This window comes from Rhodococcus sp. I2R, assembly GCF_020889545.1.
In the GTDB taxonomy this organism is placed as follows: domain Bacteria; phylum Actinomycetota; class Actinomycetes; order Mycobacteriales; family Mycobacteriaceae; genus Rhodococcoides.
Genome location: NZ_JAHUTG010000003.1, coordinates 263,804 through 286,788, shown reverse-complemented (window position 1 = coordinate 286,788; position 22,985 = coordinate 263,804). Strand labels below are relative to the sequence as shown.

Below are 22,985 nucleotides of genomic sequence, written 5' to 3'. Positions count from 1 at the left end.
ACAGCAGGCGAGTATCGAAAAACTGAGGAGCACAGTCGAGAATGTCCTCACCCGAAGCCGAGCCCGCAGTGCCGCGCTGACCGAGTGTGTCGACGAAAGGGACCTCCTCGCACAGCATTCGCCGTTGATGAGCCCGCTGATCTGGGATCTCGCGCACATCGGTAACCAGGAAGAGCTGTGGTTGGTGCGTGATGTGGGCGGCCGCGAGGCGGTACGCCAGGACATCGACGAGCTGTACGACGCGTTCAAACATTCCCGTTCCAGCCGGCCCTCGTTGCCGCTGCTCTCGCCGGAGGAGGCCCGCAGTTACGTCGCGACCGTCCGCGAGAAGGTGTGGGACGTGCTCAGTGCAAGTCCGTTGGACGGCCGCAGGCTCGAGCGTGACGGGTTCGCTTTCGGCATGGTTGCCCAGCACGAGCAGCAGCACGACGAGACCATGTTGGCAACACACCAACTGCGTCGCGGCCCGGCTGTGTTGCATGCTCCGGCCGCGCCGCGTGCCCAGATCCGCGCCCAGGGCGAAGTGATCATCGGCGGCGGGGAGTTCTCGATGGGCACCACCTTGGATCCGTGGGCGCTGGACAACGAGCGGCCCGCGCACAGCCGATACGTCTCCGCGTTCGCGATCGACATCGCTCCGGTTACCAACGCCCAGTACGTCGAATTCATCGCCGACGGCGGATACGAGCGGCCCGAGCTGTGGAGCGAGCGTGGATGGGCCCATCGACAGGACGAGGGACTGCGTGCCCCACAGTTCTGGGATCGCGACGCCGACGGCACCTGGTGGCGTCGGGCATTCGGTGTCACGGCACCCGTTCGCCCGGATCAACCCGTAGTGCACGTGTGCTTCTACGAGGCCGAGGCCTATGCGCGCTGGGCGGGCAAGCGTCTGCCCACCGAGGCGGAGTGGGAGAAAGCAGCGCGATTCGACCCGTCGACACGAACCGTTCGCAAGTATCCGTGGGGAGAGTCCGAACCCACCGAGGCGCACGCCAATCTCGGCCAGCGTCATCTCGAACCCGCAGATGTCGGTGCATACCCGATCGGTGCGTCCGCGCTCGGCGTCCAGCAGCTGATCGGTGACGTCTGGGAGTGGACGTCCTCGGACTTCGAGCCATACCCGGGCTTCGAGCCGTTTCCGTACGCGGAGTACTCCGAGGTTTTTCTACGCGGTGACTACAAGGTGCTTCGCGGTGGATCCTTCGGAACGGACGAGGTCGCGTGCCGGGGCACCTTCCGCAACTGGGATCACCCCATTCGTCGGCAGATATTTTCGGGCTTTCGGTGCGCACGGGACGTTCAGGGTGTGTAGGCATCTCGGCTATCTGGGCCCGGTCCGCAGTGTCGGCGGTGTCCTGACCGAGGGCGTCAACTCGTTGCGGGTGCAGTCCTGGGCGCCCAAGGACATGCGCGGCGGCGGCACCATCAACGCCGACGGCTTCGGTGCAGCGTGGTGGACGCCCGCTGGCGTCACCGCCTACCGCAACGCGATGCCGATCTGGTCGGACCCGGCGGTCGACGACGTACTCACCGGCATCGAATCGACGGCCGTGCTCGCTGCTGTCCGGTCCGCCACCGTCGGTATGCCAGTCGAGCGCAATGCCTGCGCCCCGTTCACCGACGAAACATGGGCCTTCAGCCACAATGGCGTCGTCTTCGGCTGGCCGCATGCGATGGCCGAGATCATGTCCGAGGTGCCGGCGGCGGAGATGCTCACCCTTGCCGCGCCGACGGATTCGGCAGCGCTGTGGCTGCTGCTGCGAACCCTGCTTCGCCGGCACGACCCGGAGAAGGCGCTGCGCATGCTGACGGCGCAGGTTCTGTCGGTCTGCGAGAGGCCGCGTCTGAACTTGCTGCTCAGCGACGGCAATGCCCTTTACGCGACCACCCTGCATCATTCGTTGTCCGTGCTGCGCGCCGATGACTCGGTGACTGTTGCCTCGGAGCCCCTCGACGATCGCAGGGGCTGGGTCGGCGTGGACGATCGCAAGTTCGTTCTCGCCCGGCCCGGCCACTTCGACATCTCAGACCTCGACTGAAGGAGAGCAGTGAGCGATATTGCGTTGGATGTCCACATTTCGCCGGAGAGATTGCTGGAGGACCTGCGTGCCGACGTTCGCCAGGGGCTCACGGCGACTCCGAAGTGGCTGTCACCGAAGTGGTTCTACGACGCCACCGGCAGCGCTCTGTTCGAGAACATCACCGAACTGCCCGAGTACTACCCGACTCGAACCGAACGCGCCCTCATCGAGGCGCACGCCTTCGATATCGCGGAGAAAACGGATGCGCCGATCCTCGTCGAGCTCGGCTCCGGATCCTCGGACAAGACGAGGCTGCTGCTCACCGCAGGGCTGAAACACGGATCGTTGGAACGGTACGTGCCGCAGGATGTGTCGCCGTCGGCGCTCGAAGGCGCGATCGATCAGCTCTCGCGTGAATTCCCGTCGCTCGGGGTGCGGGGAATTGTCAGCGATTTCACCGACACGCTGCAGAATTTGCCCGCGGACGGTCGTCGTACCATCGCGTTCCTCGGCGGCACTCTCGGCAATCTGATTCCGGACGAGCGCGCGAGGTTCCTCGCGGACATCGCTCGGGCTCTGGTGAGCGGGGAGTTCCTGCTGCTGGGGGTCGGATTGGTCATCGAGGAGAGCGTGCTTGTCCCCGCGTACGACGACGCAGCAGGAGTGACGGCGCAGTTCAACAGCAACGTTCTCTCGGTGCTCAACACGAGGTTGGGAGCAGATTTCGATCCTCAGCAGTTCGAGCACGTCGCGCTGTGGAACGCCGAGGAGGAGTGGATCGAGATGCGTCTTCGGGCTAGAACCGCCCAGCATGTGCATATCGCGGACCTCGAACTCGATGTCTCCTTCGACGAGGGCGAGGAACTGCGCACCGAGATTTCGGCGAAGTTCCGCAGGGAGGGCATCGACCGAGAACTCGTCGACGCGGGCTTCCGCATCGACGAGTTCTGGACCGATCCGCAGGAGAGATTCGCACTCATCCTGGCGTGCCGGGAGAAGTAACCCGGGACCACGCGGCCGCGCGACCGGTGGCCTAGGAAAGCGCGGCGATCGGGGAGATGGCGTTGGCTCGTCGCGATGGCACCAGCGATGCGCCGAGTGCGAGTAGGCCTGCGCACAGGATCGTTCCCGCTATGACGGCCCACGGGAGCGTCGGCAGTTGCACGCCCGATTGCGCGATCGAACCGAGTAGTGACTGTGCTGCGGCCCAGCCGTAGACGATGCCGAGCAGCAGACCGAAACCCATGGACGCGATCACTATCTGGGCACTTTCCGCGAGAATCATTCCGCGAATCTGTTTGCGCGTGAATCCGAGTGCGCGCAATAGGCCCAGTTCGCGGGTCCGTTGCATGATGCTCAGGAGCAGGTTGTTGACCATGCCGACCGCAGCGATGACGCCCGCGAATCCGATGAGACCGGACATGATTCCCACGGTCACTGCCATCACCTGGTCGAGCGATTCGTCGTCGAACTCGCTCTGCAGCATGGCACGGTAGCTGTACGTCGCGACTGCGAACGTGACCACGAGTGTGACTCCGATCAGCAGTCCCAATGCGGTTCGGGTGCTGCGCTCGGGGTATCGGGTGGCGTTCGCCGCGGCCAACCGTGCAGCCGGAGTGTTTCCGAAAGCGCGTCCGACGAGTCGAAGCACCCACGGCACGATGTGGTGCGCTCCGACCATGATGCCGGTGAACGAGGCCGCGCCGCCGAAGAATGCCACGAGAACGCCTGCGGGCGTGAGGGAGCCGATGAGGACCCCGAGGCCCAGAAGCACTGTGCCACCGGCGATGAGAACGATCGAGAACGTGGCCCGGGCGCGTCGTCGTTCACCGGAGCCGCCGGGAGCGTCGACAACGGCGCCCGTGGCTTGAATGGGTGTCACTTCCAGGACCCGTTTCGCCCCGACGTGCGAGGCCATCCAGGTGGTGCCCACGACGATGACGACCGGCAGGGCCACCAGCGGTTGGACGACGGTGTAGGTGACGTCGGGGAGTGTGCCGGCGGCGACGGCCACAGAGCGGGCGAGGTGGCTCGTCGCGATGCCGAGGATCGCTCCGACGGCGGCTCCGAACAGTCCCACCGAGAGCCCTTCATGCGAGACCGAGCGGCGGAGTTCGCGACCGGAGGCTCCCAGCAGTCGCAGCAGCGCAATGGTCTTCGTCCGCCCGGCGACGATGGTCGCGAAGGTGTTGGCCGTGACCACGGACGCGACGTACAGCGACAACAGAATGAACACCATCGCCACGCAGTACAGCGCCACGGCGACCGCTCCCTCTCCATCGTCACCGAAGATGTCGAGAAGGAACGCTGTCGCCTGAATCAGCACAACGCCGAAGAAGGACGCCAGGGCCGTCACCAGGATGCTGGCTCCGTGATCGCCTTGACCTGTCGATCGTGTCTTCGCAGCCATCCTCATGCTGCACTCTCCATCGCCAACATGTAGCCCGAGATCTCCTGGGCGGTGGAGCGTCCACGCTCGTCGACGATGCGTCCGTCGGCGAGGAAGACGATGCGGTCGGCGTAGCTGGCGGCGACAGGATCGTGGGTGACCATGACGATCGACTGCCCGTATTCGCGGACCGCGGCTGCGAGTAGGCCCAGTACCTCCCGGCCGGTGCGGGAGTCGAGGTTGCCGGTGGGTTCGTCGGCGAAGATCAGGTGTGGACGCGATCCGAGCGCGCGTGCGATGGCTACGCGCTGCTGCTGCCCGCCCGACAATTGATGCGGCAGATGGGCAGTACGTTCGCCGAGGCCGAGTGTGGTGATCAGCTGCTCCACCCAGGCGGCCTCGGTTGGGGTGGGCTCGCGGCCGCCGAGCTCGAAGGGAAGCATGATGTTGGCCCGAATGTCGAGTGTCGGAACGAGATTGAACGACTGGAAGACAAACCCGATCTGACGGCGTCGCAGTGCGGTGAGTGCGTCGTCGTCGAGTTCGGTGATGTCGGTGTCGGCCAATATCACCTGCCCGGAGGTCACGGAGTCGAGTCCTGCCATCACGTGCATGAGCGTGGACTTGCCGGATCCCGAAGGTCCCATGATCGCGGTGAATTCCCCGCGGTGGATGTCGAGAGATACGTCGTCGAGTGCATGGACGGTGTTGTTCGTGTCGTCGAATCGGTCGGTGCCGTCTGGTCTGCCGTAGCTCTTGCGTACGCGCTGCACGCGGGCGACCGGTGAAAGTGTGTTCGTCATGTCATCGACGCTATGGGCCTGAGGCGGCGAAAGAATCAGGCTGCAGTAGTGCACTCGTACATCTCGAGGATGACTTTTCCGGCGCGGAAGTCGTCGGTGTCAGGTCAGTCCGTGCTCGAACGCGTACACCACGAGCTGAACTCGATCGCGTAGACCGAGTTTGGTGAAGATGCGACTGATGTGCGTCTTGACTGTTGCCTCGCTGAGGTATTCGTGCGCTGCGATCTCCGCATTGCTCAGACCACGCGCCACCAATCGAAAGACCTCTTCCTCTCGAGCGGTGAGGGAAGCGAACGCCTTCGGCCTCAGCGGTGCGGGCGGCATGTCGGTGAAATGCTGCAGGAGAGCTGTCGTCGCCGAGGCCGCGATGACCGAGTTTCCCGCGTGTACCGTCCGGATCGCCGCGAGCAGAAATTCTGGATCTGCGTCCTTGAGAACGAAACCGCTGGCGCCGGCCTTGATGGCTCGTGCAGCACTCTCGTCGAGGTCGAACGTGGTCAGTACCAGGATGCGAGGCGGCTCGATGTTGCTATGGCGGGCATTGTCGAGTATCCGAGCCGTGGCGGTGATTCCATCGACGTTGGGCATGCGGATATCCATGAGCATCACGTCCGGCCGGGCGGTTGCCGCCAACGCGATCCCGTCTGCGCCATCGCCTGCTTCGCCGACGAACTCGAGGTCGCGCTGAGATGAGATGAGCATCCGTATGCCTGCGCGAAAGAGCTGCTGATCATCGACGAGTGCCACCGTGATCGGTTGGTCGTTCACTCAAAATTCCCCTTCGTGGTGGATGCGGGGATCCACACGCGGACCACCCACGAGTCGCCGTCCATGCCGCAGGTGCAGACTCCACCGGACAGCGTTGCACGCTCGCGCATACCGACGACCCCGTGCCCGAGATGTGGATGGTCGTCGTGTGAGTGGGATTCGGTGGTTGTTCCGGGTGTGTTCTTCACGATCAGTTCGAGGCCGTCGTGTTCGCTTTGCAGCGTGACCGTCACCGGACGAGTGGAGTCGCCGTGTCGTAGCGCGTTGGTCAACGACTCCTGTGCGATGCGGAAGAGTGCCAATTGCGCAGCAGCACCGACCTGTACCAGATCGTCGCACAGGGTGGCGTCGATCTGCAGCCCGGCGGCGCGCATTCTGTCGATCAACGCACCGAGGTCGGCGAGAGCAGGCGTCGCGAGGTCGTCCTCGCTGTGGCGTAGTTGGCCGAGTAGCACTCGGACGTCACCGAGTGCATCGCGTGCGGTAGCCGAGATCGTGGTGAGGGCGTTGTCGACTGCTTCGGGATCGACGGTGCGCACGTACCGCGCCCCGTCGGCCTGCGCGATCACCACAGCCAACGAGTGCGCGACGATGTCGTGCATATCGCGTGCGATTCGGTTGCGTTCCTGCTCGACGACGATGTCGTTCTGCGCGCGGGCCTGCTCGAGCTCGGCGAGTTCACGCGCGTGCCTCGATTCGATCGCAGTCCGTCTGGCGAAGGACAGTCGGCCGAGTGCCCAGGACAGGCCGAGTGCGGCCCACAGTCCGAACAGGGTGATCGCGAACTGCTCGATGCTGCCCCCGGGCTCGCCTCCTGTGGAGATGAACGGATCAACACTCCACCACGTGAGATAGGCGGCTGCGATCGCGCCACCGAGGATGGCGGAGGCCAATCCGAGGCGTCGTAGAACCCGGTCACCGTAGGCGGCCGTGGCGTACAGGATGCCGAAGACGGCGACATTGGTGGACAGGTTGACGATGGAACCGGCCATCTGAACAACGGCCAGTAGCCACGCCAGAGCCAACGACACTGCCGGTGAACGGCGGCGAAGGGCCAGAGCGACACCGAAACCGATCAGTACCACCAAGCCGGGCGCGCCGACCATTCCGGTGGCGGAGGCGGAGAAGATCAGAACGAAGACGACCGCATAGGCGATGTCGATCGCCTGCGGTGAGGTCAGTCGCTTTCTCAGCACCGGTTCAGCTTAGAAGCGAGGGCGACTAGCTGGTGCGTCGCCGCGCCTTCTCGAGGGCGCCGAGCGTACCCATGATCGAAGCGCGCTGGCGGTCGAGATCCTTCATCCGAGCGCGAGCCGGTAGTCCGGCCGAGCCGTCGAGTGCAGCGATCTGCTCGTCGATGACGGTGAGCTGTTCGAGGAGTTTCTGTCCGCGCGACTGGAGTTCGATCAAATCGACGCCGCTGACGCCTTCCTGCGACTTCTTCGTCGGTGCCTTCGCCGATGCGGCGGTCGATGCCGGTGCTGCAGCTATCGATGCAGCCGCTCTGGGACGCAACGCTTTGCGCACCGCAGCGGGGTCGGGCAGCTTCTCGAGGCGGATGCGGTTGAGTACCTCGCGGGCGTCGCGTGCGGTGACGCGGTACTCGCGTTCTTCCTCGTCGTCGGAGGCGAGGGTGCCGCCGAGGGGACGCAGACCGTACATCCCGATGAAGTGCTTGGCCTCGTCGATGACGGCTTCTTTTTCGCGGCAGAGGCCGCAGCGGGGTTCGTTGCGATACATCTCGATCGCGTCGGTGCTTCCGCACCAGACGCACCCACCTGGGGTCCAACGAGCGATTCTGGCGGTGGTAGTTGCAGCTGGACTGGAGATGGTGTGCGCGTCGATCACGACGATTCATCTTAGGCTACAACGAAACCCGCTCCGCACACCCCTCCCCGTCGAGCAGTGCTTTTCGATCACCGGAGTGACCAAGCTCATTTCGAGGGGTAGGTATGTGCGGAGCGGGTCAAGAAACCGAACGTAAGGTATTGCGGGGCTACGCGGAGCCGTTGAACAGGCTTGTCACCGAGCCGTTTTCGAAGACCTCGCGGATGGTGCGGGCGAGCAGGGGTGCAATCGACAGCTCGGTGAGCGTCTCGAAGCGCTTTTCGTCGGTGATCGGCAGCGTGTTGGTAACCACTACTTCCTTGGCGCCGCAATTCGCGAGACGCTCGGCTGCGGGATCGCTCAGCACGCCGTGGGTGGCGGCGATGACGACGTCGCCGGCTCCGGCTTCCTTGAGCACCTTGACGGCGCCTGCGATGGTGCCACCGGTATCGATCATGTCGTCGATGAGGATGCAGGTGCGTCCTTCGACGTCGCCGACGACGCGGTTGGATTTGACCTGGTTCGGTACGAGGGGATCACGCGTCTTGTGAATGAAGGCGAGGGGAGCGCCGTCGAAGCTGTCGGCCCATTTCTCGGCGACACGGACTCGACCGGAGTCGGGGGAGACGACGGTGATGTGCTGCAGGCTGTACTTGCTGCGGATGTGATCGGCGAGCTGACTGTGGGCGTGCATGTGATCGACGGGGCCGTCGAAGAAGCCCTGGATCTGGTCGGTGTGGAGGTCGACGGTGATGATGCGGTCGGCCCCGGCAGTCTTGAGGAGGTCGGCGACGAGACGGGCCGAGATGGGCTCGCGTCCGCGGTGCTTCTTGTCCTGACGGGCGTACGGGTAGAACGGCAGAATCGCGGTGATGCGCTTGGCCGATCCGCGCTTGAGCGCGTCGATCATGATCAGCTGTTCCATGAGCCAGGTGTTGAGCGGGAACGGGTGGCTCTGCAGAACGAATGCATCGGAGCCGCGAACCGACTCTTCGAAGCGCACGAAGATCTCGCCATTGGCGAAGTCACGCGCGGTCTGAGGGGTGACCTCGACTCCCAGTTCTTTCGCCACCTGCTTGGCGAGCTCGGGATGTGCTCGACCCGAGAAAAGCATGAGGTTCTTCTGGTTGTCCATCCAGTTCGGGGTGGTCACTTCTGTTCGCCGTCCTTTGATTCGTGCGCCTGTGCCGACGCGGCTGCCTGAGCTCGTGCGGCAGCATGTGCTGCCGCTGTGCCCGGGCGCTTCTTTTCCACCCAGCCTTCGATGTTGCGCTGGGAACCAGCGGAGACGGCGAGCGCCCCCGGTGGTACATCGTTGCGGAGCACGGTTCCGGCCCCGGTGTACGCGCCGTCGCCCACGTGGACCGGGGCGACGAACATGTTGTCCGATCCGGTCCTGACGTGGGAGCCGACGACGGTGCGGCTCTTGTTGACGCCGTCGTAGTTGACGAAGACGCTGGACGCCCCGATGTTCGAGTGCTCGCCCACTGTCGCATCCCCGACGTAGGTGAGGTGCGGGACCTTCGAGTGGTCGCCGATGGTGGAGTTCTTGGTCTCGACGAAGGTTCCGACTTTGGCGCTGCTGCCGATGTCGGAGCCCGGTCGAAGATATGCAAATGGCCCGACGGTGGCGCCGGGCCCGATGGTGGACTTGTCTGCCTGAGTGCGCACGACGGATGCGCGCGCACCGACGACGACGTCGCGCAGGGTGGTTTCCGGTCCGACGACTGCATCCTCGCCGACGTGAGTGTTGCCGAGCAGCTGCACGCCCGGTTCGATGCGGACGTCGGCGCCGATGACGACGTCGATGTCGATCCACGTGGTGGCCGGATCGACGACGGTGACGCCGGCGCGCATGTGCTTTTCCACGATGTGGCGGTTGAGAACGCCCGTCACGTGGGACAACTGAACCCGGTCGTTGACGCCCATCACCAGGTCGGGATCGGCGAGCTGGGTGCCATAGACGTGCAGGCCGCTGCTCTTGCTGATCTTGACGACGTCGGTGAGGTAGAGCTCGTGCTGCGCGTTGGCGGTGCTGAGTTTGCCGAGGGCCGAACGCAGCGCCACCGCATCGAAGGCGTAGACACCGGAGTTGACCTCGTCGATCAGTATCTGGGCCGGGCTGGCGTCGGCGTGCTCGACGATCTCGGCGACTTCACCGTCACCGGTACGGACGATGCGGCCGTATCCGTTGGCATCGGCGGGCACGAAGGTGAGCACTGTGGCGGCGGCGGCCTTGGGCGCGCTGAGATGCTCGTCGAGCAGGGCCTTGAGGGTGTGACCGTCGAGCAGGGGGACGTCGGCGGCGGTCACCAGAACGGTGCCGACGAAGTCGTCGGGCAGCGCGCGCAAGCCGCATTGCACTGCGTGGCCCGTGCCGAGCTGCTCCTCCTGTACCGATGTCGTGATGGTTCGGCCCAGCTCGGAGCCGATTTCGGTGACGGATTCGCTCACGCGTTCGCGATCGTGCCCGACGACGGTGACGAGGTGGTCCGGAGCTAGGTCAGCGGCGGCGTAGAGCGCGTGCGCGAGCATCGTGCGGCCGGCCAGAGGGTGCAGTACCTTCGGGGTCTTCGATCGCATCCGGGTGCCTGCACCCGCAGCGAGAACGACCACGGCGGTGTGCAACTGCAACGGATCTCCTTGGCGACATTCGCGAACTAGTTGTGAAAGGCAGATACTTCTCGCTCCGCCGCCAGGACTCGAACCTGAACTATCTGAACCAAAATCAGAGGTGCTGCCATTACACCACGGCGGATCGTGGACCAGCGGTTTCTCCGGCTACCGGTGGCCTGTATCCAACAGACTACGGCGCGGCTCTCCCGCCGAGCGCAACGAGTCTCGCATGAGATGTGGCCGTAGGTCGAACCACTCCCGGTGTTTCGTGCCCTCGTGTCGCACTACCCTTGATGCGGTGGGGGACGAGCGCAAACCATCGGAGGGCCTGTTGACCGAACCCGAGAAGGTGCCACGCGTCCGAATGACAGGGACGCAGCGGCGTGAGCAGTTGATCGAGATCGGCCGATCGCTGTTCGCCGAGCGTGGCTACGAAGCGACTTCCGTGGAAGAGATCGCGGTCCGAGCGAGCGTGTCCAAGCCGGTGGTCTACGAGCACTTCGGCGGGAAGGAGGGTCTGTACGCGGTCATCGTCGACCGGGAGATGTCGACGCTGCTGCAGATGATCACGTCCTCTTTGTCGCAGAATCGTTCCCGCGTTCGCGTCGAACGTGTCGCGCTTGCGCTGCTCACGTATGTGGAGGACCGCACCGACGGATTCCGCATCCTCGTCCGCGATTCACCGGTCGCGGCGCCCGACGGTAAGTACTCGTCGTTGCTCAATGATGCGGTGAGCCAGGTCGGGCACATCCTGGCCAGCGATTTCACGCGTCGCGGGTTCGATGCCGGTTTCGCGCCGCTGTACGCGCAGGCGCTCGTGGGGATGGTGTCGATGACGGCGCAGTGGTGGCTCGACGTTCGAGAGCCGTCCAAGGAAGTGGTTGCCGCTCACGTCGTCAATTTGTGCTGGAACGGACTCACCAATCTGGAGGCCGTCCCGCAATTGGGGGGCGAATGAGCGGTCGATTTTTCCGCGGACACGTTAAAGAGCGGGTAGCGTGTGATTTGCAGTACATTGAGACCTGTATCACACAGGCTCTGGCTACTTGTCCAGACCGGAGCTAGTAGATCAAGGCGAGAATGTCACTGGGTGGTACCGTTCGATCGTAATTTGCGCAGTGACAGTCCAGTATTGCGAAGGCGGATCCAATGGTCAGACAGGCCCGCGCGGAGATAACTCGCGACACCGTGCTGTCGGGAGCCGCAAATGTGTTCCTGCGCCTCGGCTACGCGAATGCGGGCCTCAGCGAAATCATCTCTCAGTCCCAGGTGACCAAAGGCGCTCTCTACTTCCATTTCGGCTCGAAGGAAGAACTGGCGCGTGCCGTCATCGACGAGGGCAACTCTCGGCTCGTGACAGCGTGCAAGCAGTTCAACGACGGCCGCATCCCGGCCCTCGAGGCGGCAATCGGCATTTCCTACATCGTGGTGGATATGTCGGTCAGCGACCCGATGGTGTCGGCGATGTTGCGCCTCAGCCATCAGATCGGTGACTACCGCGGCACGCAGGGCAATGTGATGGCTGGGTGGAGCGAGGCCTTCGACCACCTCGCAGCCAAGGCCATCAAGCAGGGCGACCTCGACGCCGACGCCGACTCCAAGACCATCGGAGCACTCGTTCTCGAGATCTTGACCGGTGCGCACATGGTTGCCGTCGCCACCTCGACGACCGATGAACTGCCCGCTCGCATGGAGCGCCTCTGGTACTACCTTCTCCCGTCCCTCGTGACGCCGGGCAAGGTCGAGTACTTCCGCGAGTTCGCTGCCCGCCGGGTCATCCGCCACTAGCGTCTGGCTCCTCGAGGAAGCTCGAGGCAGCAGTTCGATCAGGCGGGTGTCGATCGGCGTGGTGTCGTCTCGAGCCGGCCTCGTCCTGGTGCATTCGGCCTGAGCTCCCGTTCGGTCCCGGCTGCCGCGAGGTCGTGCTGCTCCCATAGACTCGACCTCGACTTGCCGCACGCCTCATCGGCGTCGGCGTCGTATCAGCGTCACTGCATCATTCGCAGCCGTCGTGTCTACTCGCTTCAGGAGCATCGCTGTTGTCTTCCGATTCCTTGCCGGATACCGCTGCTTCCTCCTCGGCTGCCGCATCGACGATCCTTCCCGACCCGCACCTGGCGTTGTCAGGGCTGGTCGGTCTCGCGCTGAGGGACACCTCGCTCTCGTCCGTCACCGAGGCGGTCGGCGCCGCCGAGCGCACCTTTGTCGGCCCCAACGCGTCCCGGCCATTCGTCACCGCGGCCATCGCCGCCCGCGCGCAGGTTCTCGTCGTCACAGCAACAGGGCGTGAGGCCGACGACCTCACCGCCGAATTGCGCCAGGTGCTGGGCGACGGCGTTGCGCAGTTCCCGTCCTGGGAGACACTGCCGCACGAGCGGCTCTCGCCGAGCGCGGACACCGTCGGGCGACGGCTCGAGGTGCTGCGTCGACTGGCTCGCCCCGAGGACAAGGACTACGGACTGCCGTTGCAGGTCATCGTCACCACCGTCCGGTCGCTGGTGCAGCCGATGGCCCCCGGGCTCGGTGAGATCGAGCCCATCGGATTGAAGGTGGGCGTCGAGATCGACTTCGACGGACTCATCCACCGGCTCGTGGAACTGGCGTACACCCGCGTCGACATGGTCGGAAAACGCGGGGAGTTCGCCGTCCGAGGTGGCATCCTCGACATTTTCTCGCCGACGGCCGATCATCCCGTGCGTGTGGAATTCTGGGGTGACGAAGTCACCGAACTTCGTGCTTTTTCCGTGGCGGATCAGCGATCGCTGGCGGACGTCGAGATCGAATCGGTCATCGCTCCGCCGTGCCGCGAGCTGATCCTCACATCGGAAATCCGTGATCGGGCAGCGGCTCTTGCAGCGGACAATCAGGCCGACGCCGCTCTTGTCGAGATGCTCGACAAACTCTCTGCAGGCATCCCCGTGGAAGGGATGGAGGCGCTGCTGCCGCTGCTACAGCCGGGTGAGCTCGAATTGCTCGCCGACATACTCCCCGCGGGCGCGCATGTTCTGCTGTGCGATCCCGAGCGGATTCGCACACGGGCGACCGATCTTGTGCGTACGGGTCAGGAATTCCTCGAAGCGTCGTGGACGGCGGCGTCCGTCGGCGGCGCGGCACCGCTCGATGCGGCGGCGATCAACACCGAGAGCCTCGGCGGGCTGAGCCTCGATCTCGGGGCATCGGCGTATCGGTCGCTACGTCAGATTCGCGAGTCCGCGCAGGCCCACGGACGGCCGTGGTGGACCATCAGCCCACTCGCCTCCGGCAGCGGCGACGAGGTCGAGTTGGTCGTCGAGTCGATTCCCGAGGTTCGCGGTTCCGAGGAACTGCTGACGGGCGTGTTCGCGATGTTGCGTGCGCATGTGTCCACGGGCGGTCGGGCTGTCATCGCCGTGGCGGGTGCAGGCACGGCTACCCGCATCATGGAACGTCTCGGTGAAGCCGAAGTGCCTGCGGTGCATATCGAATCGGGCGCCGAACCGCTACCCGACGTCGTCAGTGTGCTGTGCGCGACCCTGCACGAGGGCCTGATTCTGCGCGACGCAGGACTCGTGCTCGTCACCGAGAGCGACCTCACCGGTAACCGTGTCGCGGCCGCCGAGGGCCGAAAGATGCCCGCCAAGAGGCGAAATCAGGTCGATCCGCTTGCGCTGGTCGCGGGCGACAGCGTCGTGCACGATCAGCACGGTATCGGCCGGTTCGTCGAAATGATCGAGCGCACCATCGGCGGTGCGCGGCGCGAGTACCTCGTCATCGAGTACGCGCCCAGCAAGCGCGGGCACCCCGGTGACCGTCTGTTCGTGCCGATGGATTCGCTCGACCAACTCTCGCGCTACGTGGGCGGCGAGCTTCCGTCACTGAGCAAGCTCGGTGGATCGGACTGGGCCAACACCAAACGCAAAGCCCGCAAGGCTGTTCGAGAGATCGCCGGAGAACTGGTCCAACTGTACGCCGCGCGGCAGGCCGCCCCCGGTCATGCTTACGGCCCGGACACACCCTGGCAGCGGGAGATGGAAGACGCGTTCGGCTTCACCGAGACGATGGATCAGATGACGGCCATCACCGAGGTCAAGGCCGATATGGAGAAGCCCGTTCCGATGGACCGCGTCATTCTCGGTGACGTCGGCTACGGCAAGACCGAGATCGCGGTGCGAGCTGCGTTCAAGGCCGTGCAGGACGGTAAGCAGGTAGCCGTGCTGGTGCCGACAACGCTACTGGCGCAACAGCATCTGCAGACGTTCACCGCGCGCATGGCGGCGTTCCCCGTGACAGTGAAGGGTCTGTCCCGCTTCACGCACGGTGCGGAGTCGAAGCAGGTCATGGCAGGTCTCGCCGACGGTACAGTCGACATCGTGATCGGAACGCACCGGCTACTGCAGACCGGTGTGGCATGGAAGGACCTCGGGCTCGTCATCGTCGACGAGGAGCAGCGTTTCGGCGTCGAGCACAAGGAGCACATCAAATCGCTCCGCACTCACGTGGACGTACTGACCATGTCCGCCACACCGATTCCCCGTACGCTCGAGATGAGCTTGGCCGGTATTCGTGAACTCTCGACCATCCTCACTCCGCCGGAGGAACGTCATCCTGTCCTGACATACGTGGGTGCGTACAACGACAAGCAGGTCGCTGCGGCCATTCGTCGTGAGCTGCTGCGCGATGGACAGGTCTTTTTCGTGCACAACCGGGTCAGCTCGATCGACAAGGCTGCCAAGAAGATTCGCGATCTCGTGCCCGAGGCCCGCGTTGCCACCGCGCACGGGCAGATGAACGAGGAAACGCTCGAGCGTACGGTGCAGGGATTCTGGCAGCGCGAGACCGATGTGCTGGTGTGTACCACCATTATCGAGACCGGACTCGACATCTCCAACGCCAACACCCTCATCGTCGAACGCAGTGATTCGCTTGGGCTCTCGCAGCTGCATCAGTTGCGTGGGCGCGTCGGACGTAGCCGTGAACGTGGATACGCGTACTTCCTGTATCCGCCCGAGAAGCCGCTCACCGAGACTGCATACGACCGACTCGCCACGATCTCGCAGAACTCCGATCTCGGAGCTGGAATGGCCGTGGCGATGAAGGACCTCGAAATCCGTGGCGCCGGTAACGTTCTCGGCGCAGAGCAGTCCGGTCATGTCGCAGGCGTCGGGTTCGATCTGTACGTGCGACTCGTCGGCGAAGCTGTCGAGGCATACCGTGCGGCCGCCGACGGTAGACCGATCACCACCGATGATGCCCCCAAGGAGGTGCGCATCGACCTACCCGTCGACGCTCACATTCCGCCGGATTACGTCACCAGCGACCGGTTGCGACTCGAGGCGTACCGCAAGCTAGCGGCCGCCGCCGATTCGGAAGGAATCACCGCCGTCATCGACGAAATGGTCGACCGGTACGGCCCTCTTCCAGAGGAGGTCGGCCGGCTCGTCTCCGTCGCGAAGTTGCGCCTGATCGCCAAAGAATACGGTCTCACCGACGTCAATGTCAGTGGCACACAGGTCAAGATCGCACCGTTGGACCTGCCCGACTCCAAGCAACTCCGTCTCAAGCGGCTCTACCCCAGCGCGGCCTACCGCGCGACCACCGGAGTGGTGCAGTTGCCACTGCCCCGGGTGGAGGGCGGCGGCGTCGGTGCCGCGCGGGTGCGCGATGTCGAATTGGTCCAGTTCATTGCCGACCTCATACTGTCCCTCGACAGCAAACCGTCCAGGTCGGTGTTGCTGGAGCAAACTGTGGAGGTGTGATGACGGTAGTGCTGCTCGATCCTCTGCGGCCGACGATGGTGCCCGCCGAGGCCATCGAATTTCTCAGTGGAATAGTCGAATTCACCGAGGAAGTGCCCGTTCGGACGCGCTGGTTGTTCTCCGGGGCAGCGCATGCCGACGGCTCTGCGGAGGTACTCGTCAGCACCGATCCTGGCAATCGAGACGTGCAGGCGCGCATCTCCCGGGGTGAGCAGGTCATTGCGTCGCCGAACCTCCCCGGAGACGATCTGATCGCGGCCGTGATGCTGATGGATCGACTGCGAACCATCGGCGGATGGGAAGCGCAGCAGACGCACGCATCGTTGAGCGGTTACCTCCTCGAGGAAACCTACGAACTACTCGATGCCATCCACAGCGGCAATCTGCTCGATCTCAAAGAAGAACTCGGGGACATCCTCCTGCAGGTGCTCTTCCACTCCCGCATCGCGCAGGACGCCTCGGAGAATGCTTTCGATGTCGACGATGTCGCAGCCGGCTTGGTGGCCAAGCTGACGCACCGAACCCCACATCTCACCGACGGTTCGACCGGTCCCATCGATGTTGCGGCGCAAGAGAAAGCGTGGGAAGAGCGGAAGGCGTCGGAGAAGGCGCGAGAATCCTGCCTCGACGGCATCGCGATGGCTCAGCCCGCTCTGGCTCTCGCGCAGAAGGTGATCGCCCGGGCGAGCAAAGCCGGCCTACCCGAGGACCTCGTACCGGACGAGCTGCGGACCGTGCACATCGGCCTCGACCACAGCCACGGCGGCGAAAGTGCAGAAGACCTGCTGCGCAGAAACGTACTGACCTTCGCCAGCCGTATCCGTGAGGCCGAGCAGTCGGCGAAGAATCACGGCGCCGAACCCGGGCATTTGTCTGCCATCGAATGGATCGAGAACTGGGGTCGGCGGTAGTTCGGGTGTTGGTCGCCCGCCCTTTCGGCATGAATGGCACATTGAAGCTGTCTAGGCGTATGAATGTGCCATTGATGCGGTGGGTTTGCGGTTTGTTGGTGAGCGAATGTCACCTTTGCTCACCTCGAGTGACCGAATGGGGCATTCGTACACTCTGCGTGACTCGGTGTGACATTCGCTGGGTTCGGGGTGACCGACTGTGACATTCGCTCACCGTTGTAGGCCTACTTTGGCCCAGCCTGGCCAATCGCGATCGAATTATCGTGCTCGGTGTCGTCGTATACTGTGAAGAACTTCTGGAAGACCGCCTGCATGTCCTTGACTACTTGAATGTCCTCGGGTGAGTCGACTCAAGGGGGCGGAAGGGACGACGAGATCGCTTCGGTGTGCTTTCGGGCAATCGCGCACAGATCACCCGGGTCCGTCCGCGTGCGCTTCCGCGACGCAGTGAAAGTTGCTACCCCTGATTGGGTGGCAAACGCGATGTCGCATGAGTCCGAGGACTCTGCAACTTCGAGCTTGTATTGGTTCGCGTCGCGGCCATCGATCGTTGTAGTGGTCAACTCTGTAATTCGTTCATCTTTGACTACGTCCTGAACCGTGTGCTTGGGGGAAAAGAAAACAGAGTAGAAGTACCACGCTGGTTGTGACGAACTCTGCCAAGTGCAAATGTCCCAACCTGGAGTTACGTCCTCCTCGTCGCCCAAGAATCTCCTCGACAGGTTGGACGCAAGCCCCCACAGTTCGGTTCCATTCGCGCCGCTGGATCGGGCTGCTTGCGTCAGCGGCGCGAACTCTCCCCGGAACCCCGAGCTACTTCCTCCAGAACAGGTGGTGTTCGACTCCGCTTCGGCTGGGAACGACTTCGTGCTCGAATCGGTCGTCGAGCTCGTCGGGTGATTCCCAGAGCTTGAGCCCCGTCCCGAATTCGATGGGGGAGACCGTGACGTGCATGGTGTCGACAAGATCCGCGTCGAGAAATTCTCGGATGGTGGTGACGCCGCCGCCGAGTCGCACATCGCGGCCGAGTGCTGCTTCCTTCGCCTGCTGGAGCACACTTGCTGGTTCGCCGCTCACGAAGTGGAACGTAGTGTCGGATAGCGTGATCGATGGCCGAGTGTGATGGGTCATGACGAACACTGGCGTATGGAAGGGTGGCTCGTCGCCCCACCAGCCCTGCCATTCGAGATCTGCCCAGGGGCCACGCTGCGGTCCGAACTTGTTTCGGCCCATGATTTCGGCGCCGATGTTGTGGGAGAAATCGCGAGTGAAGTAGTCGTCGAGGCCGCGGCTGCCGCCAGGATCCGTACGGTTCGGCCAGCTCGCGGTGGCGCCGGCCCACGCAAACATCCCCTGATGGTCGAGCCCGAACGGGCTGTCGAAGCTCTGGTCGACGCCCGCGGCGATTCCGTCACGGGAGACCCCGAAATTCTGAACCCGAACTAACTGCTGCATTGCCTACTCCCGCCGTCGATGGTGTCCTACGAGATGCAGACTCGACAACATCTGCAAACTCATCGCCGCGATGGGCTCGGCGAGACCGAATGTGACATTCGCTATCGCCGAGGTGAGCGAATGCGCCATTCGTACACTCTGAGTGACCGAATGTGACATTCGCTCCGGCCCGGCCAAAGTGACCGAATGTGACATTCGCTCCGGCCCGCCCGCAGCAAACCTCAACCGAACAAGGTCGAACCCCAGTAGTCTGACTCGCCCAACCCCGGGGGACACGCGAATACGGCCGATCCGACGTGTTGGATGTATTCGTTCATCGCATCGTTGCGGGCCAGTGCACGCTGCATGGGCACGAACTGGGTCAGGGGATCGCGGCAGTAGGCGATGAAGAACAATCCGGCATCGAGGTGCCCGAAGCCGTCGGACCCGTCGGTGAAGTTGTAGCCGCGTCGCAGAATCTGCACTCCGCCGAGCTCCTCCTTCGAGGCCAATCGCACGTGTGCGGCGGTGTCGATCAACGGCCCGTCGGGGCCCGTCGAGTCCAGGTCCAGCGGATCGAATTCGTCGGAGTAACCGAGCGGTGCGCCGACCCCCTTGCTGCGCCCGATCACCCTTTCCTGTTCCTTCAAGGTGGTCCTGTCCCAGGACTCGATGAGCATGCGGATGCGTCGCGCAACGAGGTATGAGCCGCCGGCCATCCACGGCTGATCGTCGGCATCGGAAACCCACACGAAGTCCTCGAGCAGCGACGGGTCCTCGGCTTTGAGATTCGCAGTCCCGTCCTTGAACCCGAACAGATTCCGCGGTGTGGCCTGTGAGGTCGACGTCGACGAGGTGCGTCCGAACCCCAGCTGTGACCATTTGACCGACACTGTGCCGAAGCCGACACGAGCCAGGTTTCGGATCGCGTGGACGGCGACCTGCGGGTCGTTGGCGCAGGCCTGGATGCACAGGTCACCGCCGGAGCGTCGGGCATCGAGGTTGTCGCCGGGGAAGTGCTGCAGGTCGGCCAAGGAGGCGGGCCGAAACTCGGAGAGTCCGAACCTGTCGAACAGTCCTGGCCCGAACCCGATCGTCAGCGTCAACGACGAGGCCGCGAGCCCCAGGGCCTCACCGGTATCGGTCGGGACCTTGTATTCCCCATCCCCGACGGCACCGTCGGGGAACGTCTCCTCGCCCCGAACCAGCCGCTCGGCCATCTCGGTCCACTCCCGCAGCAGAGCGACGAACTCCTCCCGCGAATCCGTCGTGATATCGAACGCGACGAAATGCATGCGGTCCTGAGCTGGCGTGACGATGCCGGCTTGGTGGTCACCGCGGAAGTCCACCACGTCCGATACCGCATCGGGGGACGAGTTACCAGCCGCATAGCCCCCGACCGCTCCCGCGCCTACCAGCGCCGCGCCGGCCCCGACGGCACCGAAGAGGCGCCGTCGGGAAAAACTGCCAGACTTACTGTCCTGCAACGACACCCTGCACCTGACTCACTTCTGCGGACAGCGCATCGATCTTGGTCGACAGCTCCTGCCTTTGTGGTTCGGTGACGGTGTCGTAGAACACGAAGCCATCACCCTGACGGTATTCGGCGAGTTCGGCGTCGAGTTCGGCGAATCGGGTGTCGATCGCGCTGCCGAGTTCTGCATCGTTCTGGTCGATGATCGGGCGCACAGCGGCAACCGCTGCCTGCGAACCGTCGACGTTGGCCTGGAAGTCCCACAGGTCGGTGTGTGAGAAGAAGTCCTCTTCGCCGCTGATCTTGGTCTTGGCGACCTCGTCGAGCAGGCCCTGAGCGCCGCCGGCAACCTGGATCGGGTCGATGGTGAAATCCTCGGCCTTGATCTTGTCGGCGAGTTCGGCGATGTCGGCCTGCAGTCGGTCGGCCATGGCGTTGGTATCGGGCTGCAGTCCCTGCTCCCACAGATCTTTCTCGATGCGGTGGAAGCCGGTCCACTCGGCGCCGGGCTCGACGTCGGGCTCTCGCAGGTCGATGCGTGGGTCGAGGTCGTCGGGGAAGCTCTCGGCGACAGGCTCGATGCGCTCGTAGTAGCTACGCGTGATGGGGAATTGGGCCTTGGCGGATTCGATGTCGCCACTCTTGACCGCGGCGACGAACTGGGCGACGGTGTCCTGTAGCGCGTCGACCTGGCTGATGACGTAGCGCTTGTAGCCCGTCGCGGCTTCGGCGAGAAGGCCGTCCTCGTCTGCCTGACGCACGGCCTCGCCGGTGACGACGAAGTTCGTGCGGATGCCGTCGCCGACCATGCCTGCCTTGCAGGCGGTTTGGTAGGTGCCGGGGTCGGGCAAAGCCACGATGAGCTGACGCGTCAGGCCGGGGCCGATGTTCTCGACCTCACCCATGACACGATCGCCCTCGCTGTAGACGTAGAACTCGGTGACCTTGCTCCCGTTGTTGGTGATCTGAAACGTCGTGTTGCCCGTGAAGCCCTCGGTCGACGCGACCTCACAGGTGGTGTCGGTTGCAGTGACGGCGATGTCGGCCGCGCTCGTCTCGGACGAGGATTTCTCGGTGCAGCCGGCGAGTGCCAGCGGGAGCACTGCGACGGCGGTCAAAGCGTAGGTGGTGCGACGCATCGATCAGACGCCTTTCATGAGGTGAGTGCGGGTTCGCGAACGCGGACCGGCCGGAGGAACAGGTAGAGCACGACCACGAGGTAGACCACCCAGCCGATGACTTGGAGGACGGTCGGCTCGGGTCGGAAGTTGAAGATGCCGGCGAGAACGGTGCCGTACCAGCTCGAGGCGTCGAAGTGTGCGGTGATGTCGAAGGCGACCGAGCTTCCGCCGGGGATCACACCGCCGATCTGCAGAGCGCGGATTCCGTAGGCGAGGATGCCCGCGGCGACGACGATCAGAAAGATGCCGGTGTACTTGAAGAACACGGCGAAGTTGATGCGGATGGCACCGAAGTAGAGAAACACCGTCAGGATTGCCGCGACGACGATGCCTAGCAGTAGCCCGAGCAGCGGCCACAGGCTGCCGTTAGCGTTCTCCGCATACCCGACCATGAGCAGCGCCGTTTCGATCCCTTCGCGCCCGACGGCGAAGAAGGCCAGCGTCAGGACGGCGATCGGCCCGACGGTCAACGCCCGTTCCATTCCGGTGCGTAATTCACCGGCGATGTCTTTGGCGGCCGTGCGCATCCACAGCACCATTGCGGTGACGATGCCGACGGCGACGAGTGAGGCGAGCCCGGCGATGATCTCGGCGGTGAGGCCGGTGACCGTCGACGTCCCGTAGTGGATGACGAAAAAGACGACAGCAACCATCGCGACGGCGGCGCCGACTCCGAACCAGACCCACCTGAGCGCATCGCGGCGGTCTGCCTTGACGAGGAACGCGACCAGGATCATCACGACGATGCCGGTTTCGAGGCCCTCGCGCAGACCGATCAGTCCGCTCCCGAACATCTGGGTCGTGATCGACGGAGTCGATGCCAAAGAGATGATCGACGGAGTCGAGGCGGCGAGTACGGACACGGGTGGTGCTCCTGGAGATTGCGAAACAAGGGTAGGCGTACCTTAGGTGGCATTGTGGAACATACACCCTTCGCGGCCAGGCAAAAAGCCTTTGACCTGCGCATACTGTCGGCTTTAGGTTTCTATTACTTTCGATAGGCAGGATGGTGGAGTGAAGATCCGACTGCTCCAGCTGCTCGCCGTTGTCGCGGCGGGTTCGATGGTCGCGGCTTGTGGCTCGACGGAACCGCGACGAGCTATTCCCGAGGGCATCCCGCCCGGGCCGGGGACGCCCGTCCCCGTCATCGACTTCAATGCCCCCGGCAGAACAGCCGATCTCCTGCTTGCCTGGGCCGAGCCGCAGGCGGATGCGTTGAAAATCTCGGTTCCCGCACTCGCCGCCTATGCGCACGCTGCCGCGATCATGGCCGACACGTCACCGGGTTGCGGGATCGCGTGGACGACGCTGGCCGGGATCGGTTACATCGAAAGCAGACACGGCACGTATGCGGGATCTGCGGTCGCGTTCGACGGCACGGTGGCACCGCCCATCCGCGGTATTGCGCTCGACGGTGGGCCGGGCATCGCAGAAATTCCGGACACCGATGGCGGGTTCCTCGACGGAGATCCGATCTACGACCGGGCCGTCGGGCCGATGCAGTTCATCCCCGAAACGTGGCGAAAGTGGGGTGTCGACGCCGACGGCGACGGCGCGGCCAACCCCGACAATCTCGACGACGCGGCCCTGACGGCAGCGCGCTATCTGTGCGCCCGCGGCGGCGACCTCCGCACTCCCGAGGGCTGGGAGCGTGGGCTGATGGCCTACAACCAGTCCGGGGTGTATCTGCGGGATGTGCGCGACGCCGCCGCCGCGTACTCGATCGGAACCCACGCCTAACCGTCGGGCGTCGCATGCGGGGACGTCGTGCGAGCGGCTAGTCTGACACCCGGCACAGTCCGCAGCTCGGTCGTCGACGTCCACTG

20 protein-coding genes and 1 tRNA gene are annotated in these 22,985 nt (G+C 64.1%); 8 read left to right on the top strand and 13 right to left on the bottom strand.

The features are described 5' to 3' along the window. Window positions 1-13 precede the first annotated feature (13 nt). From egtB to egtD, 3 genes are read left to right on the top strand one after another with little or no spacing between them, the layout of a single operon-like run. Window positions 14-1,312, top strand: coding sequence for an ergothioneine biosynthesis protein EgtB (egtB, locus tag KVY23_RS04525; RefSeq protein ID WP_374108687.1), 1,299 nt, complete (start codon window positions 14-16; stop codon window positions 1,310-1,312). Next, window positions 1,305-2,039, top strand: coding sequence for an ergothioneine biosynthesis protein EgtC (gene egtC, locus KVY23_RS04520; protein WP_230555475.1), 735 nt, complete (start codon window positions 1,305-1,307; stop codon window positions 2,037-2,039). Before egtB ends, egtC begins: the two co-directional genes overlap by 8 nt. 9 nt (window positions 2,040-2,048) lie before the next feature. Then, window positions 2,049-3,023 carry an L-histidine N(alpha)-methyltransferase gene (gene egtD, locus KVY23_RS04515; protein WP_230555474.1) on the top strand — a complete coding sequence of 325 codons (975 nt, stop codon included), beginning with the start codon at window positions 2,049-2,051 and terminating at the stop codon, window positions 3,021-3,023. Between the two features lie 31 nt (window positions 3,024-3,054). On the opposite strand, the gene KVY23_RS04510 is transcribed toward egtD, so the two are convergent. From KVY23_RS04510 to KVY23_RS04475, 8 genes are all read right to left on the bottom strand, one after another. Next, window positions 3,055-4,431 carry an ABC transporter permease gene (locus KVY23_RS04510; protein ID WP_230555473.1) on the bottom strand — a complete coding sequence of 459 codons (1,377 nt, stop codon included), beginning with the start codon at window positions 4,429-4,431 and terminating at the stop codon, window positions 3,055-3,057. Window positions 4,432-4,433: 2 nt separating this feature from the next. Continuing rightward, the gene (locus KVY23_RS04505) at window positions 4,434-5,213 is read right to left on the bottom strand and encodes an ABC transporter ATP-binding protein (RefSeq protein WP_230555472.1); all 780 of its coding nucleotides are present in this window, start codon (window positions 5,211-5,213) and stop codon (window positions 4,434-4,436) included. 99 nt (window positions 5,214-5,312) lie between these two features. Further along, window positions 5,313-5,981 carry a response regulator transcription factor gene (locus KVY23_RS04500; RefSeq protein WP_294634661.1) on the bottom strand — a complete coding sequence of 223 codons (669 nt, stop codon included), beginning with the start codon at window positions 5,979-5,981 and terminating at the stop codon, window positions 5,313-5,315. Further along, entirely contained in the window at window positions 5,978-7,177 is a 1,200-nt protein-coding gene (locus KVY23_RS04495) for a sensor histidine kinase (protein WP_230555471.1), read from the bottom strand. Before KVY23_RS04495 ends, KVY23_RS04500 begins: the two co-directional genes overlap by 4 nt. Before the next feature lie 25 nt (window positions 7,178-7,202). After that, window positions 7,203-7,829: a hypothetical protein gene (locus KVY23_RS04490; protein ID WP_075837206.1), complete on the bottom strand. Its 627-nt coding sequence runs from the start codon at window positions 7,827-7,829 to the stop codon at window positions 7,203-7,205. Window positions 7,830-7,977: 148 nt separating this feature from the next. Continuing rightward, entirely contained in the window at window positions 7,978-8,943 is a 966-nt protein-coding gene (locus KVY23_RS04485) for a ribose-phosphate diphosphokinase (protein ID WP_206510247.1), read from the bottom strand. A 14-nt stretch (window positions 8,944-8,957) separates the two neighbouring features. Continuing rightward, window positions 8,958-10,442 (bottom strand): bifunctional UDP-N-acetylglucosamine diphosphorylase/glucosamine-1-phosphate N-acetyltransferase GlmU, encoded by a 1,485-nt coding sequence (gene glmU, locus KVY23_RS04480; RefSeq protein ID WP_230555470.1) that lies wholly within the window; start codon window positions 10,440-10,442, stop codon window positions 8,958-8,960. A gap of 53 nt (window positions 10,443-10,495) precedes the next feature. Further along, window positions 10,496-10,566, bottom strand: a tRNA-Gln gene (locus KVY23_RS04475). A gap of 222 nt (window positions 10,567-10,788) precedes the next feature. Here KVY23_RS04475 and KVY23_RS04470 point away from each other — a divergent pair. The 4 genes from KVY23_RS04470 to KVY23_RS04455 all read left to right on the top strand — a co-directional run bounded on the left by KVY23_RS04470 (window position 10,789) and on the right by KVY23_RS04455 (window position 17,070). Beyond that, entirely contained in the window at window positions 10,789-11,382 is a 594-nt protein-coding gene (locus tag KVY23_RS04470) for a TetR/AcrR family transcriptional regulator (protein ID WP_230555508.1), read from the top strand. 191 nt (window positions 11,383-11,573) lie between these two features. Next, the gene (locus tag KVY23_RS04465) at window positions 11,574-12,212 is read left to right on the top strand and encodes a ScbR family autoregulator-binding transcription factor (protein ID WP_230555469.1); all 639 of its coding nucleotides are present in this window, start codon (window positions 11,574-11,576) and stop codon (window positions 12,210-12,212) included. Window positions 12,213-12,520: 308 nt separating this feature from the next. After that, window positions 12,521-16,159 carry a transcription-repair coupling factor gene (gene mfd / locus KVY23_RS04460; RefSeq protein ID WP_230555507.1) on the top strand — a complete coding sequence of 1,213 codons (3,639 nt, stop codon included), beginning with the start codon at window positions 12,521-12,523 and terminating at the stop codon, window positions 16,157-16,159. Beyond that, window positions 16,159-17,070, top strand: coding sequence for a MazG family protein (locus KVY23_RS04455; protein WP_075837205.1), 912 nt, complete (start codon window positions 16,159-16,161; stop codon window positions 17,068-17,070). Before mfd ends, KVY23_RS04455 begins: the two co-directional genes overlap by 1 nt. A gap of 350 nt (window positions 17,071-17,420) precedes the next feature. Here the strand turns inward: KVY23_RS04455 and KVY23_RS25250 are convergent, their stop codons facing one another. From KVY23_RS25250 to efeU, 5 genes are all read right to left on the bottom strand, one after another. Beyond that, entirely contained in the window at window positions 17,421-17,777 is a 357-nt protein-coding gene (locus tag KVY23_RS25250; RefSeq protein WP_363324669.1) for a DUF3558 family protein, read from the bottom strand. A gap of 106 nt (window positions 17,778-17,883) precedes the next feature. Continuing rightward, window positions 17,884-18,525, bottom strand: coding sequence for a dihydrofolate reductase family protein (locus tag KVY23_RS04450; protein WP_206510227.1), 642 nt, complete (start codon window positions 18,523-18,525; stop codon window positions 17,884-17,886). 221 nt (window positions 18,526-18,746) lie between these two features. Then, window positions 18,747-19,997 (bottom strand): iron uptake transporter deferrochelatase/peroxidase subunit, encoded by a 1,251-nt coding sequence (efeB, locus tag KVY23_RS04445; RefSeq protein WP_230555468.1) that lies wholly within the window; start codon window positions 19,995-19,997, stop codon window positions 18,747-18,749. Next, window positions 19,978-21,117 carry an iron uptake system protein EfeO gene (efeO, locus tag KVY23_RS04440; RefSeq protein ID WP_230555467.1) on the bottom strand — a complete coding sequence of 380 codons (1,140 nt, stop codon included), beginning with the start codon at window positions 21,115-21,117 and terminating at the stop codon, window positions 19,978-19,980. Before efeO ends, efeB begins: the two co-directional genes overlap by 20 nt. 14 nt (window positions 21,118-21,131) lie before the next feature. Further along, a complete protein-coding gene (gene efeU, locus KVY23_RS04435; RefSeq protein WP_230555506.1) occupies window positions 21,132-21,953 on the bottom strand; it encodes an iron uptake transporter permease EfeU in 822 nt (273 codons plus the stop codon). Window positions 21,954-22,221: 268 nt separating this feature from the next. On the opposite strand from efeU, the gene KVY23_RS04430 reads away from it, so the two are divergent. After that, the gene (locus KVY23_RS04430) at window positions 22,222-22,899 is read left to right on the top strand and encodes a lytic murein transglycosylase (protein ID WP_083667181.1); all 678 of its coding nucleotides are present in this window, start codon (window positions 22,222-22,224) and stop codon (window positions 22,897-22,899) included. Window positions 22,900-22,985: the final 86 nt, after the last annotated feature.